Source organism: Terriglobia bacterium, assembly GCA_032252755.1.
Taxonomy (GTDB): Bacteria; Acidobacteriota; Terriglobia; order Terriglobales; family Acidobacteriaceae; genus JAVUPY01.
In genome coordinates, this window is the sequence record JAVUPY010000017.1 from 49,827 (window position 1) to 66,104 (window position 16,278).

At 56.7% G+C, this 16,278-nt stretch carries 12 protein-coding genes; 3 read left to right on the plus strand and 9 right to left on the minus strand.

Annotation, left to right across the window (positions count from 1 at the left end):
- Window positions 1–4: 4 nt before the first annotated feature.
- The 7 genes from ROO76_03045 to ROO76_03075 form a co-directional block, all read right to left on the minus strand.
- On the minus strand, window positions 5–1,489 hold the full coding sequence (locus tag ROO76_03045; GenBank protein ID MDT8067122.1) for a UDP-N-acetylmuramoyl-L-alanyl-D-glutamate--2,6-diaminopimelate ligase: 1,485 nt from the start codon (window positions 1,487–1,489) through the stop codon (window positions 5–7).
- A 169-nt stretch (window positions 1,490–1,658) separates the two neighbouring features.
- A complete protein-coding gene (locus tag ROO76_03050; GenBank protein MDT8067123.1) occupies window positions 1,659–3,767 on the minus strand; it encodes a penicillin-binding protein in 2,109 nt (702 codons plus the stop codon).
- Window positions 3,768–3,929: 162 nt separating this feature from the next.
- A complete protein-coding gene (locus ROO76_03055) occupies window positions 3,930–4,442 on the minus strand; it encodes a cell division protein FtsL (GenBank protein MDT8067124.1) in 513 nt (170 codons plus the stop codon).
- The gene (locus tag ROO76_03060; protein MDT8067125.1) at window positions 4,442–4,672 is read right to left on the minus strand and encodes a hypothetical protein; all 231 of its coding nucleotides are present in this window, start codon (window positions 4,670–4,672) and stop codon (window positions 4,442–4,444) included. The genes ROO76_03055 and ROO76_03060 overlap by 1 nt, the downstream gene beginning before the upstream one ends.
- Before the next feature lie 43 nt (window positions 4,673–4,715).
- Window positions 4,716–5,726: a 16S rRNA (cytosine(1402)-N(4))-methyltransferase RsmH gene (rsmH, locus tag ROO76_03065; protein ID MDT8067126.1), complete on the minus strand. Its 1,011-nt coding sequence runs from the start codon at window positions 5,724–5,726 to the stop codon at window positions 4,716–4,718.
- Window positions 5,726–6,169, minus strand: coding sequence for a division/cell wall cluster transcriptional repressor MraZ (locus ROO76_03070; protein MDT8067127.1), 444 nt, complete (start codon window positions 6,167–6,169; stop codon window positions 5,726–5,728). Before ROO76_03070 ends, rsmH begins: the two co-directional genes overlap by 1 nt.
- Window positions 6,170–6,974: 805 nt before the next feature.
- The gene (locus ROO76_03075) at window positions 6,975–7,877 is read right to left on the minus strand and encodes a hypothetical protein (protein ID MDT8067128.1); all 903 of its coding nucleotides are present in this window, start codon (window positions 7,875–7,877) and stop codon (window positions 6,975–6,977) included.
- Window positions 7,878–8,099: 222 nt separating this feature from the next.
- Between ROO76_03075 and ROO76_03080 the strand changes: the two genes are divergently transcribed.
- The 3 genes from ROO76_03080 to ROO76_03090 all read left to right on the plus strand — a co-directional run bounded on the left by ROO76_03080 (window position 8,100) and on the right by ROO76_03090 (window position 12,156).
- Window positions 8,100–9,845 carry a winged helix-turn-helix domain-containing protein gene (locus ROO76_03080; GenBank protein MDT8067129.1) on the plus strand — a complete coding sequence of 582 codons (1,746 nt, stop codon included), beginning with the start codon at window positions 8,100–8,102 and terminating at the stop codon, window positions 9,843–9,845.
- 545 nt (window positions 9,846–10,390) lie between these two features.
- Window positions 10,391–11,089, plus strand: a complete 699-nt coding sequence (locus ROO76_03085) for a hypothetical protein (protein ID MDT8067130.1) — start codon at window positions 10,391–10,393, stop codon at window positions 11,087–11,089.
- A 56-nt stretch (window positions 11,090–11,145) separates the two neighbouring features.
- The gene (locus tag ROO76_03090; GenBank protein MDT8067131.1) at window positions 11,146–12,156 is read left to right on the plus strand and encodes a DUF1573 domain-containing protein; all 1,011 of its coding nucleotides are present in this window, start codon (window positions 11,146–11,148) and stop codon (window positions 12,154–12,156) included.
- Between the two features lie 65 nt (window positions 12,157–12,221).
- Here ROO76_03090 and ROO76_03095 read toward each other — a convergent pair whose 3' ends face one another.
- Entirely contained in the window at window positions 12,222–14,438 is a 2,217-nt protein-coding gene (locus ROO76_03095) for a DUF5916 domain-containing protein (GenBank protein ID MDT8067132.1), read from the minus strand.
- Window positions 14,439–14,867: 429 nt separating this feature from the next.
- Window positions 14,868–16,277 (minus strand): UDP-glucose/GDP-mannose dehydrogenase family protein, encoded by a 1,410-nt coding sequence (locus tag ROO76_03100; protein MDT8067133.1) that lies wholly within the window; start codon window positions 16,275–16,277, stop codon window positions 14,868–14,870.
- Window position 16,278: the final 1 nt, after the last annotated feature.

Consider the following 16,278-nt stretch of genomic DNA (forward strand, 5'->3'; position numbering starts at 1 on the left):
TTCCTTACTTCCTGTACCCCAGCCGGTTCAACTCTTCTTTCGCAACCGTAAAATCGTCGAAGGGAAAAACGCCTTCTCGTGTCGTCTGCGTACGCTCGTGACCCTTTCCGGCAATTAGCACGATGTCCCCTGGCTTCGCCTCTTCAAGCGCCTTCGCAATCGCTTTGCGGCGGTCGGGCTCAAGGATATATGGCGTGCGCGTGCGCTGCAGGCCCAACAGGGCATCATTCATGATCGCCAGCGGATCTTCACTCCGGGGATTATCCGAGGTGAGCACGACAAAATTACTGCCATTCCCGGCGGCTTCGCCCATCATCGGCCGCTTGGCGCGATCGCGGTCTCCGCCGCAGCCAAATACTGTGATAACCTGCCCGCCCGCCTTGGCGACGAATTCACGCGCGAGCGCCGTGAGGTTCTTCAGGGCATCATCTGTGTGTGCATAGTCGACGACCACCGAAAACGGCTGGCCTTCATCGACGCTTTCGAACCGTCCGGGAACTCGCTCCAGCGCCCCAATACCGCGCGTGATCTCCTCAAGCGAACAGCCTCGGGCGTAAGCGGCGGCCGACGCGGCAAGCACGTTGTAAACGTTCACCCGCCCACGCATGGGCGAGAACACAGGAATCGTCCCAGTCGGCGTAACCAGGTCGAATCGGTTCCCCGCGGAGCTGATCTCAAGGCGCTGTGTGCGGAAATCGCCTTTGTCGAGACCATAGGTGAAGACTTCCTCACTGTGCTTTTTGCTGAAATCGAGCAGGCGCCGTCCGTACTCGTCCTCACAATTGGTGACCGCTACGCGCGGCGGTTCGGTTCCGCACCCCTCGAAAAGGATGCGCTTCGACGCGAAGTACGCATCCATTGTCTTGTGGTAGTCGAGATGATCCCGCGTGAGGTTCGAAAATATCGACACGTCGAACGGGATCGCATATACCCGCTGCTGCTCCAGCGCATGCGACGAGACCTCCATCACCGCTTCCGTGGCCCCGTCGGCCAGGGCATGCGCGAATATCTGGTTGAGTTCGAGCGATTCCGGTGTGGTGTGCGGTGCTGGTAGAACTTCACCCGGCAGGTGATATTCGACCGTGCCGACGAGGGCGTTCTTGCGTCCAGCCGTCTTGAGAATCGACTCGACGATGAACGTCGTTGTGGTCTTGCCGTTCGTACCGGTAATGCCCGTGATCCGCAGCTTCTCCGCCGGACGTTTGTAGAAATTCGCACTCAGACGAGCAAGAGCGCGGCGTCCGTGCGAAACCTGCGCCCACGCGATCCCCGTGCGCGGCGATTCTGCCGTCGAGTCGGAGACGACCGCAACAGCACCGGCGGCAATCGCCTTATCGATAAAGCGATTTCCGTCCGTGCTCTCGCCACGCATGGCGACGAAAGCAAAGCCGGGCTTCACCCGGCGGGAGTCGTAATCGAGACCCGTGATCTCGGTGTCCCCCTGCTGGGCGAGTACTTCGGCGCCATCCAACAAGCGCTGGAAATTCATCTGCATGAAATTATAAATGCGTGTGGATCGTGGATTGTGAATGGTGGATCGTTACTTAGGGTCCGGTACCTCGCCCAGAATCGTCCCAACCGCGATCTTCCGAACCATCCGTTGTCTTCAATGGCACGATCGCACGATCCCTTTGATCCACAATCCAAAATCTAACGTCTTACCTCGTGAATCTCACCGCGATCTTCGACCCAATGGGCAATTTCGTTCCTGGCGCGGGCGATTGCTCTCGCGCGATGCCGCTGCCGAGAATCGCCAACTCGAAGCCGGCTTCCTGGGCCTTCGCCACCGCCGTCCGCAGGGGCATACCGACGAGCGAGGGAACAACCTGGCCGTCTTCGGCGTCAAGAATAACCGTGCCTTGCGCCGGCGTGGGGTTCGGGTTCGGGAGCGGCGGACCATCTGAAACGGATTGCTTCATCGAGGCTTGCATAACTCCGCCGGACTTAGCTGTTGAGTTGGGCGTCGCATCGGCTTCGGTTTCCAGGGGCTCCCCAACATGCTCGTCGTCGCCATCGCTTAGGTCTTCATTCTTCAGCTTCGCGAGCATGCTTTTCCGCTGCGAGTCGGTCTTGATCTCCGCATCGTGAGGAACATTCAAGTACGCCAGGACCTTTTGCGCGATCCGCGCGAACACCGGTGCTGAAACCTGGCCGCCTTGGTGCAAGCCCTTGGGCGAGTCGAGGCTCACCACGATGGTTAGCGCCGGATTATTGACCGGCGCAAAACCTGCAAACGTCGCAACGTAATTTGTTTGAGAGTAACGGCCAGTCGCAGGATCCACTTTCTGCGCGGTACCGGTTTTACCCGCGCTCGTATAGCCATTCAGAATCGCGCGGCGCGCGGTGCCGAACAACACAACCTGTTCCATCAGTCTCTTCATGGTTGCCGCGGTCATCGTGGAGATGACCCGGTGCTGTTGCGGCGGTCGAAAGACGATTTGCTGGTAAAGACTGCTGGGCTCCGTCAATCCCGCGACTACCCGTGGCGGCGTGTAGATCCCGTCGTTCGCAACCGTCGAAATCATCGAGGCAAGTTGCAGCGGAGTTACCCCGACTTCCTGCCCAATGGACATCGCGCCGATTGATGATGCCGACCAGCGGCTCGGGGGCTTCACCAGCCCGCGCGTCTCCCCGGGCAGTTCAATTCCCGTATGCTGCCCGAACCCGTAATCGCGAATGTATTTGTAAAAACGATCCGGACCGAGACGTAGTCCCATTTTCACCGCCGCGACGTCGCTCGATTCGGCGTACGCCTTCTCCAGGGTTACAGTCCCGATGTGGTGTGCGTCCCGTATGCGAATCCCGCCGACATTGATGTACCCGGGATCGCAATCCGTGATCTCGTCCGTTTTCGCCAGGTGGTCTTCGAAAACCGCTGAGTAGGTAACCGTCTTAAACACCGAACCGGGCTCGTAGACATCGCTTACGGCATGGTTCTTCAGCGCGGCCGGAGTAATTTGTTTTGAAATGTTCGGATTAAACGTTGGCCTGTTTGCCAGGGCCAGTATTTCGCCCGTCCGCGGGTTTTGTACCACCACTGTCCCGGAAGCCGCGTGCGTATCCGCCATCGCTTGGGCGAGCTCGGTCTCTACAATGTATTGAATCTTCTCGTCGATGGTGAGGACCACGTTCTGACCCGGGTCCGGACGCTTTTCGATGCTGCCGAGCGATTTGCGCCGCGCGTCGAGCGAGATCACCATCTTGCCCGGCGTGCCGCGCAGTTGCTCATCGTACTCGCGCTCGATACCGGCAAGCCCCTCGTCATCAAGACCGACATAACCAAGCACCTGCGCGGTTAATTCGCGGTTGGGATAAAACCGCTTCGGCTCCTGCTGGAAGTAGATTCCCTTCAAATTCAGAGCGCGTATCCGCGCCGACACATCGCCATCAACCTTGCGCGCAATCCACGCGAAGTTTCGCGACCCCTTCAACCGCGCAAGCAGTTCGCGCGGATCCGTCTTCAGAATCCTTCCGAGTATCGATGCCGTCGAGGCTTGATCTGGAATTTCGCTGGGAACCGCAAACACCGAGTCAACCATGATCGACATCGCCAGTTCCTGCCCGTTGCGGTCATAAATAACTCCGCGCCGTGGAGCGACATCGACCGTACGCTGCTGCTGACGCTCAGCCCTGTCAACGAAAAACCCGTATTGGAAGATTTGTAGATAGACGAGCCGTCCGCAGATCGCAACGGCCCAAAAGCAAAGAAAAATGACAAAAAGATAAAGTCTTGGTTTGGCTCCGTTCGCTGCTGTAGTGGATGCCATCCGTATCCCTGATCGTAGTTCTTGAATGTTGTTGGTGGCCCCACATCTGCCGCGGTTAGCGGATGTGGGGTTACCGCATCCCGTCCTTTGAGATACCAATGGCGGTCCCACCTTGTGGACCGCCATCCTTTCGCCTAAGACTCTGGTTGAAGTCCGGCAAAACTATTGCGACAGGCTGACGACCGAAATCCCTGCTCGCGCCATTACCGGACCATTCGAGTCAGGCGCCGCGTCCATCTGCTGAACCTGACCGGCAGCCGGAACTTCAAACCCCATCGAGCGAGACAACTTGTCGATCCGCTCTGGATTCCGCAACGAAGCGTCTTCGAGTCGCAGCTCCCGGTTCTGCTCGATCAACTGGTCGCGCTGCGCCTTCGCCGCTTCAATGTTGTACCCGTACTCGATCGCCCGGAAATGCTGCCACACGTACACCGTGCACAAAACGAAAACCACCGCGGCTGCGATCATGAACATCCGCATCTCGCGCTTCCGCCCAGGATCGTCGATCTTCACCAGGCGCGAGTTATCGATCGTCTTTTGAAAGTACACTTCCGGCGAGCCGGGAACGAAACGTCGCGCCGCGGCGCGCGACGGCAACTTCGTCTCGGCAACGCTCTTGACGCGCGAGAGCAACGCTTCCTGCAAACTCGAAGTGGCAACAGCCCAGACCGACATTACGCTACCCCCATCAATAGCGGCGCATTCAACGGACGATAGAACTGCTGCTGGCCCGGAGGTAGCAGGACCGGGATCTTTTCGATCTCCTCCTGCAGCCGGACCTTGGTCTCGGCCTGATTCTCAGCCTTCTGAACCATATCCAGAAGCTCGTCAATCGTCGTACCGGTAAACATAACCATCAACCTTTCCACCTGATCCACAACCTGGAACTTATTCACATTACCCACAGAATTTTCCACATCACCGCAAAACCAATTTGGAAAATCCTAATCATCTCGTTCTCCTCGCGGCTCGCATCTTGGCGCTACGGCTCCGCGGATTCCCTGCGATCTCTTCCTCGTCTGCCGTGACCGGCTTGCGTGTCAGCACCTCCCAGGTGCCTTCGCGCGCGCCCTCGCGCAGCGCATCTTTCACCATCCGGTCTTCCAACGAGTGAAAGCTGATCATCACCAGCCTTCCCTCTTTCCGAAGCACCTTGGGCGCTGCCTCGAGCAGCGCCCCCAGGTCTTCCAGTTCGCGGTTTACGAATATTCGGAGAGCTTGAAAAGTCAATGTCGCTGGATGAATTCGCCGTTCCGCTTGTTCTGGTTTGCGGGGCCCCCGGCGCGAGCCGCTTTTGCTCGCGATGGGGCTTTTCATTGGCCGGGCCGCGGCCGATACAACTTGTGCTAGATGAGCGGTCGTTCTTATCGGCCGCGCCCGAACAATGGCTCTGGCGATTCTCCGCGACCTCCTTTCCTCACCGAATTCGTAAATCAGGTCGGCGAGTGTTTTCTCGTCGAACTGGTTTACCACTTGATCGGCGGTCAACTCGGCTTGCGGGTTCATCCGCATGTCGAGCGGTCCTTCCGCCTGAAAACTGAATCCACGCGCAGGGTCTTCGAACTGCATCGAGCTCACTCCCAGGTCCGCGAGCAATCCGTTCAGCGATCCCGGCTCCACTCTCGTCGCAACTTCTGCATACGAGGCATGCACCAGGGTCACGGAAGGCCAATCACTGCGCAGTTCCTGCGGAGGCTCCAACAACCGCCTGCGGGCCAACTCCAGCGCTCGCGTGTCCTTATCGAAGCCAATCAAACGACCCTGTGCGCCGAGGCGTTTTGCAATTTCGAAACTGTGCCCGCCCAGGCCCACCGTGGCGTCCAGATAAGTCCCGCCGCGCTGAACGGCCAGGAAATCGATCGCCTGTTTCAAAAGAACCGATACATGGCCAAACTTGCCTTTGCCATGCGCGCCCCTCTGAGCGCTGGGGTCGAACTCCCTGTCGCTGTCGTCCGTCACTAGATGCCCAACTTACCCAAAGTTTCCGCATCTTCAGGAGTGAACGGCTGCGCTTCCATCTCCTTCTTGAACTCTTCCGCGTTGCGCACTTCCAGGTTCGTCAGGTTCCCGAATACGAGTACTTCGCCTTTAATGTTCGCGCTCTCGCGCAGAAGGCTCGGAACCAGCAAACGCCCCTGTCCGTCCATCTCGACAACCTGCCCGTAGTAGTTGGTGCGATCGAGAAACTTCTTCTTCGTCGGATTGAAAGTCGGCAACGCTGCCAACTTCTGCTCGATCCGCTCCCACTCTTCCATCGGGTAAATCTGCGCGACCTTCCCATCCAGGCTCGTGATGTAGAACTTCAGCGAGCTGTACTTCTCGTCCAGCACGCGCTTGAAGTCCGCCGGGACCTTCAACCGTCCCTTTTCGTCGATCCGGGTTGGAGAGTTGCCGCGAAACATACTTGCTAGCTCGTCCAAGAGCTGCCAATCTTGCTGGTTCGGCCCCTTTTGAAGCTTTTTCGAACCCATTGCTGTCCAGGAGCCCCAGTGGCCTTGCTTCGACATCGAGTTGTTGGTCGACCACTTTTTGGTTCATCTGAGAACCGGCCACCACGACCAACCACCTTGCTCCACTTCGTACCACTTTGGACCACATCCTACGCCTAACTGGTTGTGTGTCAATAACTTTTTTAATGTGGAAAACGCGGACGGACATGTCCTTCAGGTAGTCTTTTGGGTTGCTGCGAATGAAGTCGAGGAATTGTGGTGTGACTCCCACCAGCCACAATCTTTAGCGTTTACTTCCGTGGTTCATGCGAACTAGCCCGTATAACTCGCGTTTTCACATTCCGCGTGGAGCCCCGGCTCCCTTTTGCAGGTACTAGCATTTTGTATCGAGCGGGTCGCTCCGGGTGGTCGAAGGTAGACTAAATTCCGTGTGGTGGTAAAAAGTGGAGCCCCGCGGGAATTTCGGGCAGCCGATGAACGTCAAAACCGACACTAAGTGATTATGTGGCTACACCTGCTTGGGTCATGTCTAACGGCACTGTTCTTCCTCGGACTCATGGGTTCCACCATTGTGGCTGTGCTCTTTCTCGTCGAATTGTTCGGAACTGTGTTGCACGGTGAGCACAATCGGGAGGATGAACCGATCCCCAGTTCTTGAGGGAGAGTCGCGAGACCCTATGTCTTCTTCGCTGCGGCTGCCCCACCCTCTCGCAAGAGCGAGAAGGATAGGGCAGGAGTGAGACAGTACGCCACCAGCCTACTGGCCGATTCTCACGGCTTCACCAAACGAATACTGCGTCCCGATCGGACCGGAGTTCATGTTCAGGCCAAACGCCTTCTTGCCCTCGTCGTATAGAACCCCGCGGACGGGAGCCGTTGCAGTGATACCCAAGTTCGGAAAGTCGATGTTGAGAATCGACACAAAAGAACAGTCTGGATTAACCGTCGTAGTCCCCCAGACGGGCAGTTCGATATTGCCTGTGGGTCCCAGTTTCTCGTAAAGCGTGCCCGTAAACTCACCCGTCATCGAAACATTCATCCGAATTAGCAATGCGTCAGAGAAGATAGGGTACGGGGTGTCAAACCGCACCAGGTTTTCCACGGTCCACAAGTAGCTACCCTGAGCGGTCTGCTGCCCGCAACTATTCGGCGGATCGCCGGGCTTGCCGATGCGGTGAGTTTCGCCGACATAGGTTAGGGTAGGAACACCCGTCTCCGTAGGAATGGAGCGACTCTCGCGACCGTTGTCGAAAGAAATGAAACGTTCTTCGACAGTGTATGTGCTGCCGAAAAGGTTGAACGGGAATTGTAGCTTGCCCGTGCAATCTGCGTTCAACTCCGTGACCGTCACCTCCACCGGCACCGGATCAGGCCCACTGCTGAATGACCCGATCCTGATCCAGTAAAAACCCTTGCCGATTCCGTTGCCATCGAAGGTGACTTCCCCGATGGCGACGAACGGCGATAACGCACCAGCCCAGTGCAACGGATACGGCTCCGAGTTTGGATCCAGGATCGCGCTTGATCCTTTCTCGGCGATCGCGTAGGTTCCCGTCAGACTCTTCAGATTGCACGGCCCTTGAGCCTGCGCCGCCGGGCCAGTCAGACCGAGGGTCATTAGCAAAAATGCAACGACAACAATTGTGATTCTCGTTTTCATCGTCGATTCCTTCTGCGGTTGATGTCTGGACGACATCGCTCGCTGACTGCAGGCAGTGGCAACTATTCTGTTCAGGCAGCGACGTATAGCAATAGACACTCCCTTGCTTAGTTCTTGTTTTGCCCTTGCCGCGTTCATCATTGGCATAGCGGGGTTTAACGTTGACCGAAAAGTCCCGCGGGGGTACGCTTTCGGCGCGGCGATTACCGCAGGACTGCGACAATGTCCAACGTCGTCCGCTTCGATCCCTTTGAAATAGACCTGGACTCGGGCGAACTCCGAAAGCGCGGCATCCGAATCAAGTTGCGAGATCAATCCTTCCAGGTGCTGCTCACCCTTTTGGAGCACCCCGGTGGCGTGGTCACACGCGAGGAGTTGCGTCAACGATTGTGGCGCAACGACGTTTTCGTTGACTTCGATAACAATCTCAACATTGTCGTCGCCCGGTTACGCGAGGCGCTGGGCGACCCTGCCGACCATCCCCGATTCATTCAGACATTGCCCAGGCGGGGTTATCGTTTCATCGCGCCCGTTCGCGAAGTGCCAGCGCATCCGCAAGAGACTCCCCTGCCGTCGCGAACCAGGGTTGTCGTGCTTCCCTTCATAAACCTGAGCGGTGATTCAGCGCAGGATTACTTCAGCGATGCCATGACCGACGAGATCATCACCGCGCTCGCAACCTTAGCGCCGGAGCAACTCGCCGTTATCGCCCGCACGACCGCCATGCTTTATAAGAGCAGTCACAAGGATGTTGGACAGATTGGTCGCGAATTGCACGTGGACCACGTCGTGGAAGGCGGTGTCCGCACCGACGGCGATCACGTCGCCATCAATGTGCAACTGATTCAGACCAGCGACCAGGTGCACGTCTTCGCGAAGAGATATGACATCGAGATGAATCAGGTCTTCCGTCTTCAGAGTCGTATTGCCGCCGACATCGCTAGGCAAATCCCTTCTCTATCCAGCAAGCTTGGCACCGGAGACCCCGCCAGAAAGCAGCCAACCAGCGATTTACTCGCATACCAGTCGTATCTCCGCGGTCGCCAGCACATGTACAGGGAAACACCGCTGGAATTGATCGAGGCAAGAAAGTGTTTCGAAGAAGCCATCGCCCGCGATGCCCAATTCGCTCTCGCTTATGACGCTTTGGGTGAGGCTTATTTTTGGACAGGATTTTTCGGGTACATACCACCGAAGGAGGCGTTTTCGGCAGGGCTTTGGGCCGCCCTGCGGGCCCTCGAGATCGATAACACGCTGGCCGAGACCCACGGACTGCTCGGGCAGTTTCGCCAACAGCTTGACTACAACTGGCCCGAGGTTCAACGCGAATTAAATCGCGCTATGGAACTGAACCCGTCATCCCCGCTTGTCCGCTTTCGGTATGCCGGAAGCGGACTCCTGCCCCAAGGTCGCCTTACGGAGGGCATCACCCACCTTGAATATGCATTGCAGCTGGATCCTCTTTCTCTGCTGCTGCGCTGTTGGGTTTCGGTTTTCTTCTGGTTGGCGCATGAATACGACCGGGCATTGGCAGCCGCACGTTTCCTGGTGGGACTCGCTCCGGACTACTACTTACCCCAAATGATGATCGGCCACATCTGCCGCGACATGGGAAAACTCCAGGAGGCGATCACTGCTCAGCGCCTGGCTGTGGAGTGGTCAGGTGGTGCACCGCAAATGCTGGGTTGGCTCGGCTTTTCCCTGGCCCTCGAGGGCAACACGTCTGAAGCTCGTTCGCTGCTGAACCGCATTCACTCCCTTGCGGATCAAACATACGTGTCACCGACATCTTTCGCCGTCATCCACCTTGGGCTGGGAGAAATCGACGAGACTTTTCTCTGGATGGAGCAGGCAATCGAAGACCGCGATCCCATCATGATCCCCATCAAAAGTTATCCTTTCCTCGACCCACTACGCGCAGATCCTCGTTTTACCGGCCTGCTCCGCAAGATGAACCTCGAATCCTGACCCGATTTTCAGCGAACGGTCACGGCCAGCCCGAAGATCGCCCACCTGCTACCAATGAATTCCCGTTGTCATCCTCTCGCGTACATCCAGTGCGACAACGTGGAGCACGCGAATTCACGTGTTGCGGATATTACTTCCGTTTTCGAAAATTTCTCCTGAGTGCACGCTCACGATGCACGACTCCTTCTTTGCAACGCTTTGCACTCTTCGCGCGCGGGCTCATTTACTTCCGAATCGTTTCTTCTACGCGTTTCATCGGGCTTTCTCGGCGCTTTCCTTGCCTGAGTGGGTTTTTGCGGTGGTCGTTGGGAGGCCTTTCTGTTATCTCCCCGGGAATTCCTTATGCCATGCCTGTTCCAGCGTGTATGAAAAGTTTTCGTGGAAAAAAATTAGCCTCCTGATTACGGAAGGCCGCTTTCAAACTGGCCACAAATTCATTTGCAATTGAAAGGCAATAGCACTAAGGTGTGCAACGCGCGCGCTTTGTTCATCCCTCCGCACGAGGCGGCGATACAGCTTCAATTCTTCAGGAGGACATAGCAACAATGAAAAGCATTCATGGCTGGGCGATTCTTCTCGTAATTGCCCTGCTGATTGCCAGCCCCGCAGTCGCACAAACGGGTAATGGAGGGCCAAGTGGGACCCATTACAACCTTAACGTAATCGGAGTTGATAAAGGCAAGACAGCCGATATGGACGGAACCCAGGGCCACACGATCTTCGTCCCTCTCTGGGGAACGGCGAAGATCCTGCTTTGTGATTCCGCCACTTGCTCCGACGGTGCTTTTGAGGTGCTGGATCGAAATGGCACCGATGCTGACGGAGCTTCGTTCGCTCTTCCCAATCCTGACGTAGACGGTGACGGTACGACAACGTATTCCGTCTTCGCTCGGGCGCTTGGGAGTCCAAAGAACTCTCCTTACAACATCGTCACAACCTGCGCTTATGACCCGGCAGAGCCTGACGTACCGATCTGCTCCGTCATCTCAATGAATCTGACCCGAACCAAAGGTCCCTCGAAGTTCACGAACGTCAGCAAGTACCTGCTTTACATTTATGCTGATATCGATGCCGACGGGACCGTTGAACGCGTCCCGCTATTTGACGACGGACTCGTGGACTTTTATTGGAATTGGGAAAACCACGGGCTGCGGCTTGCCCAACTCCGGTTCTATCCCTGCTCCAGCACGGTTCCGGACCCGAGCAATCCCGATGGGCCCACGACCGACACTTGCAATCCGTAAGACCAACCTCGCTGTCGTGGGCCTCACTGCCCACGACAGCCTCTCTTCATATACATATGAGACTTCTTACTCGAGCATCTCTGGTTTTTCTCCTCTTTCTGACGTTGGCAACAGAGCTATTCGCTTTCGATGGGCCCAAGGCTGAGTTTCCCCAAACTACGTTTCAATTTGGCAAGGTACTCCGCGGTTCTGTCGTCGAACACGAATTTTTAATTCGAAATACCGGCGATCAAGCACTTACTGTCAAGGGCGTCACGATGAGTGTGCCGCTCAGGCTGCTGCACATGGTTCCAACAGTGCCGCCGGGCGGAGAGGCGAAACTGAAGTTCGCCCTTAATACCAATGAGGTTGGAAACTTCTACGAAGGAATGATCGTGGTTGCTACCGATGATCCCGCACAACCTGAATTCCAACTGACATTTGACGGCAACATTATCTCAACGGTCGAGATCTCCCCGATGCCGGCGTTTTATGTCGCCTCGCAACGAGGTCAGTTGAAAGAAGAGTCTCTTGAAATTATCAATCACCAACCGGACCCGCTACATATCGAAAGCGTGGAATCTTCCAGTAATCGATTCACCTTGCGTCTCGTGACCATCGAAGATGGGCAGCGCTACAGGTTGTTCCTGAAGATGAATCCAAACGCGGAGCTCGGAAAGAAAGATGAACTCATCCGCATCCACACAACCAGCAAGGAACACCCGATCGTGAATGTGGGAGCGCACACCTATGTCCGCGACCACGTGTACACTTTTCCTCCCGCGGTGGAGTTTGGACGGCTCAGACTGGCTGATATAAGCGACACCAAGATCGCCGATGCATTAACTCAGAGACTGGTGGTTTATGACAGAGATCGAACAGACCTGCAGGTGCGACTTTCGAGCGATTTGCCTTTTCTCAGCATGATTTCGCGTCGCGCCACCACAGGGGATCGCTCCGAGGTGTTCGTTTCCGTGGATCCGGCCAGGATCGCGCCCGGAAACTACAGCGGCACCATTGAGATCATCACTAACGATGCGAGAGTGCCAAAACTAAAGGTTCCGGTATCGATCGCGGTTCAGAGGTAAGTGGATTTCTGTGTGGACTACTGGGTCGATGGTTTCCATTCGTCCAAATGTGGAACCGCCGTTCGTCAATTCGACCAGTAATAGGTCATCTTCACCTGGAACTGGTATGACGCCCGTTCCAACCCGCGTCCCGTGGTCTGCGTGTAGATCGCAAAGAAATCGCTGTTCGGACGGAAGATATAGCGCAGCCTGACATTCACACTCGAGAGCTTGGCGTCGTTGTTGATCTGCACGAACGTCGAACTCAGCAACTTGCGCGAAACGTTCACGTTCATTCGCCCGCCGATCAGGTTCGTCGAGAAGTTTCCCTGCGGCAGTCGCACGCGGTTGAAACGGTCCGTCAGTTCCAGCATGAAATGCGCATCGGGACGGACTACGAAAGCAGCACCGGTTTCATACAGCTGTCCGGAATAGAAATCACCCCACGCCTGTTCCACTTCCCACATGAACCGCTTGCTCGCATCACTGACGTACTCAACCGACGGACGCAAGAAATGGTACGTAGCCTGAGGAATGACGATCCCCGGACGGATCTCGAAGGGCCCCGGCAGCGCGTCCGTCAGGTCCTCGGCGCGGAACTCGAAGGCCGCCGAATTCTTGAAGTCGGTTCTCCAGTTCAACTCCGCCTGTCGCGTTGAGAGTCGTCCCTGCCGGTTCTCGTGGTACTCCATCGCGTTCTCGAACTGCATCTGCCGCACGAAAGGCAGAAACTTCGGACGCGGCTTGTATGCAGCCACGCCGTAATACTGGCGATCTCCCGTGCGCTCGACAAAGCCCATCTCCGGGTTAAAGTTCTTGCCGATGTCCTCGACAACACCGTTGAAAGTCCAGAGGTCATCCTTGTACTCGGCCTGCATGCGCGCCGAATGCGTATCGGAATGCAACCCGGGCGTTGCGGTCGCCATCAGGATTCCGATCACATGGAAATGATCGGTCAGGTTCAGAGTCGTATCGGCCCCGAAGCCGCGGTTATAGTCGTGTGGCACACCGCCTTCCCGGTTTACGACCATTGCGCCCACGTATGATCGCTTCAGGATTCCAGCTTTCACCCGACCAACCGTGAATTGCTGGCGTGGAATTCCGTTCGCGCCAATTGTCCCCAGTTCTCGCGTCTGCACCTGCAGAAAACCGATGTCGAAGCGGCCCGTCTTCCCCGTTAACTTCGCGCCGTAGTCGATGGGCACTGGTTCCCCGTCCTCGGTTAAGCCGATGCGCCGGCTGAAGAATAACTGGTTCCAGTGCGAGCGCCCGAAATCGAAAATGCCCGCATTTTCCAGGAAGAATTCGCGCTTCTCGGGGAAGAAGAGCGGAAAACGCGATAGGTTCACTTGCTGCTCGTCTACTTCCGTCTGCCCGAAATCGGGGTTCGCCGTCACCTCAGCCGTGAGCGACGGAGTCACGCCGATTCTCGCCACCTCGAGCCCACCAGCACCGAACATCCCGGCGTCATAACCCGCATAGCCGATGCGCTCAACGCCTTGGCGCCAGCCGGAAGTCACATATGGTTTGATCTCGAACAGACGTCTCCGATGCAGTTCGCCTACTCCGTCCAGATCGCCGGCCTGCGACACGCGCTCCAGGGCGAAGCTGCGCTGCCAGCCACTCCAGAGATTCTCTTCGTTCTTTCGCCGAATGACTCGTGAGACATTGAATCCCCAGCGGTCGCGCCCTTCTTTGAATCGCAGACTGCTGAGCGGAATTGCGATCTCCACCGTCCAGCCGCCCTTGTCCACCCGCGCCTCGCTGACCCACGCCGTATCCCAGGAGATGTTGGTTGGGTCTTCGTCCTCGTAATCGCCGCCCAAGCCGTCTTCGGTAATGAGAGCATCCTGTTGAGTACCCAGCGGTGTTACTGTAAAGCGGTACGCGCTGCGCCGGTCGTGATACGTGTCAAGTACGATCGCGATCTTGTCGTCATTGCTGAAATCCGCGTCGCGCACCAACTCGCGCGCGTTTATTCGTCGAGGCTCACTGTCCCAGGCACGAATTCCGAGGTAGAGGTTCCTGTTGTCATAAAGAACCCGGATTTCAGTCCTTTCGCTAGCCGGTGCTCCTTCTTGCGGCTCTCGCTGTCGAAAATTATTGGCAGCTTCTGCTCGCGACCACACGGGTTCATCAAGACGTCCGTCCACCTTGATCGGCTCGGAAATGTGCAACGCGCGTATATGTGGCTGCGCGGTGGACACCTCGGAACTTGGAGTCTGAGCCTTACCCGCGACCGCACACGCACAAACGGCCAGGACCGCTGTCAGGAAGGTCAGCCTTGAAAAGCCTTGCAGCATGGAGTGTTCGAAACAGATTCTTTCAACTGTCGGTTCTCAGGTACATGCTGCCGCATGGAAACACCGGTTGCAGCAGCGAAGGTCACATAGGCAGGTGATTCAACGGTTCACTCGGAGGAAATCAGCGAGAAGGCTGAACGGGCAAAATGGGATGGTTCATCACGTCGTCCACTTCATGGAGAGCACAGGGTCTTATTTCAGGAACACGCCAGAAATGTGGTAGAGAAATCGAGCGAGCAGAATGGCTCCTACCGCCGCGCACGTCACAACCACAACGAGTTCCTCACCTGGTGCGAGTACGGCCGACCGTTCAGCGCGAGAGGGTAGGGCAGTTATTCTGGCCGTGCCTGAAAACAGAAGGTCGCGAATCGAGGGGGCGACGGTTTTCAATCGTCAATCCGAAAATAGTCAATCGTCAGTTCAGTCACCTCACGCCGCCTCGGTTTTCCCAATCTCGACGTCGCGAACCCGGCCAGGAACAGTCTCCGGACGTCCAACGCTGACGTAGTTGAACCCGCGCCGCTCCATCTCCTGGAGCGAGTACAAGTTTCGCCCGTCGATAAGAATTGGGTGGCGGAGTTCCTTGCGCATCCGATCAAAATCGAGCGCCGTGAACTCTTCCCAATCGGTGAGCACCAGCATCGCATCGGCACCTTTCGCGGCGTCATAGGCACTCGCGGCAAACGTGACTGAATCTGATTCGAGTTCCTCACGAGCGCGATCCATCGCTGCTGGATCGTAGGCGACGATCTGGCATTTCTCCTTCAGCAGCATTTTCACCAGCGCTATCGCCGGAGACTCGCGGATATCGTCCGTTCCGCCCTTGAAGGCGAGTCCGAGAACCGCAAGTCGCTTCCCTTTCAATGTCCAGAGCACGTTGCGGACTTTGCGCAGGAAGAATTTACGCTGGTCTTCGTTGATCCGCATAACTTCCTCGAGCAGGTGGAACCCGCAGCCGTACTCGCGCGCGGCCGAGTGCAGCGCCGTCAGGTCTTTGGGGAAGCAGGAACCGCCATAGCCGATTCCCGGCTTGAGGAACTTGTTCCCGATGCGCTGGTCCGAGCCCATGCCTTCGCAGACTTCCTGGATGTCTGCACCTGCGGACTCGCAGAGATTCGCGACCGCATTGATGAACGACACCTTCATCGCCAGGAACGCATTCGATGCGTGCTTGATCATCTCTGCGCTGCGCGTATGCGTGACAATCATTGGCGCCGGGAGCGGAGCCGCGTCGGGAATGGGAATTGCCCCCTTGGTTCGCGCGTAAGTTCCAAGCGTGAGCGGCAGATAAGCTTGCTCAAGAATGAGCCTTGATTTCAGGCAGTCGGAACCGATCACGATGCGGTCCGGAAAAAGGAAGTCTGTTACGGCGGTGCCTTCCCGCAGGAACTCGGGATTCGAGGCGACGCAGAACAGCTTGGGCGATGCACCGTATCGAATCAGGATCCGCTTCACCCAGTCGTTAGTACCGACTGGAACCGTGCTCTTGACCACGATCACTTTATGCCGGTCAATGTTGACGGCAATGTCGTGGCAAACTGATTCGAGAACGGACAGGTCCGCTTCCCCAGTTTCGCAAGGCGGCGTGCCGACAGCGATGAACACGATGGAACTGGCCCGAACAGCCTCATGCAGGCTTGAAGTAAAGATAAGGCGATCGCCGGAGTGCCGCTTGAGCAACTCCGGCAGGAACTCCTCGTGAATGATACATTCGCCTCTTCTCAGGGCCTGAATTTTGGATTCATCATTATCAACACTGATTACATGGTGACCAACTTCCGCCATGCACGCGGCCGCTACCAGGCCGACGTACCCAGACCCAATGATCGCGATATTCATC

Coding starts and splice junctions, on each gene's coding strand:
- ROO76_03045 (MDT8067122.1), bottom strand. CDS start 1,489: ATGAATTTCCAGCGCTTGTTGGATGGCGCCGAAGTACTCGCCCAGCAG.
- ROO76_03050 (MDT8067123.1), bottom strand. CDS start 3,767: ATGGCATCCACTACAGCAGCGAACGGAGCCAAACCAAGACTTTATCTT.
- ROO76_03055 (MDT8067124.1), bottom strand. CDS start 4,442: ATGTCGGTCTGGGCTGTTGCCACTTCGAGTTTGCAGGAAGCGTTGCTC.
- ROO76_03070 (MDT8067127.1), bottom strand. CDS start 6,169: ATGTTTCGCGGCAACTCTCCAACCCGGATCGACGAAAAGGGACGGTTG.
- ROO76_03075 (MDT8067128.1), bottom strand. CDS start 7,877: ATGAAAACGAGAATCACAATTGTTGTCGTTGCATTTTTGCTAATGACC.
- ROO76_03080 (MDT8067129.1), top strand. CDS start 8,100: ATGTCCAACGTCGTCCGCTTCGATCCCTTTGAAATAGACCTGGACTCG.
- ROO76_03085 (MDT8067130.1), top strand. CDS start 10,391: ATGAAAAGCATTCATGGCTGGGCGATTCTTCTCGTAATTGCCCTGCTG.
- ROO76_03090 (MDT8067131.1), top strand. CDS start 11,146: ATGAGACTTCTTACTCGAGCATCTCTGGTTTTTCTCCTCTTTCTGACG.
- ROO76_03095 (MDT8067132.1), bottom strand. CDS start 14,438: ATGCTGCAAGGCTTTTCAAGGCTGACCTTCCTGACAGCGGTCCTGGCC.
- ROO76_03100 (MDT8067133.1), bottom strand. CDS start 16,277: ATGAATATCGCGATCATTGGGTCTGGGTACGTCGGCCTGGTAGCGGCC.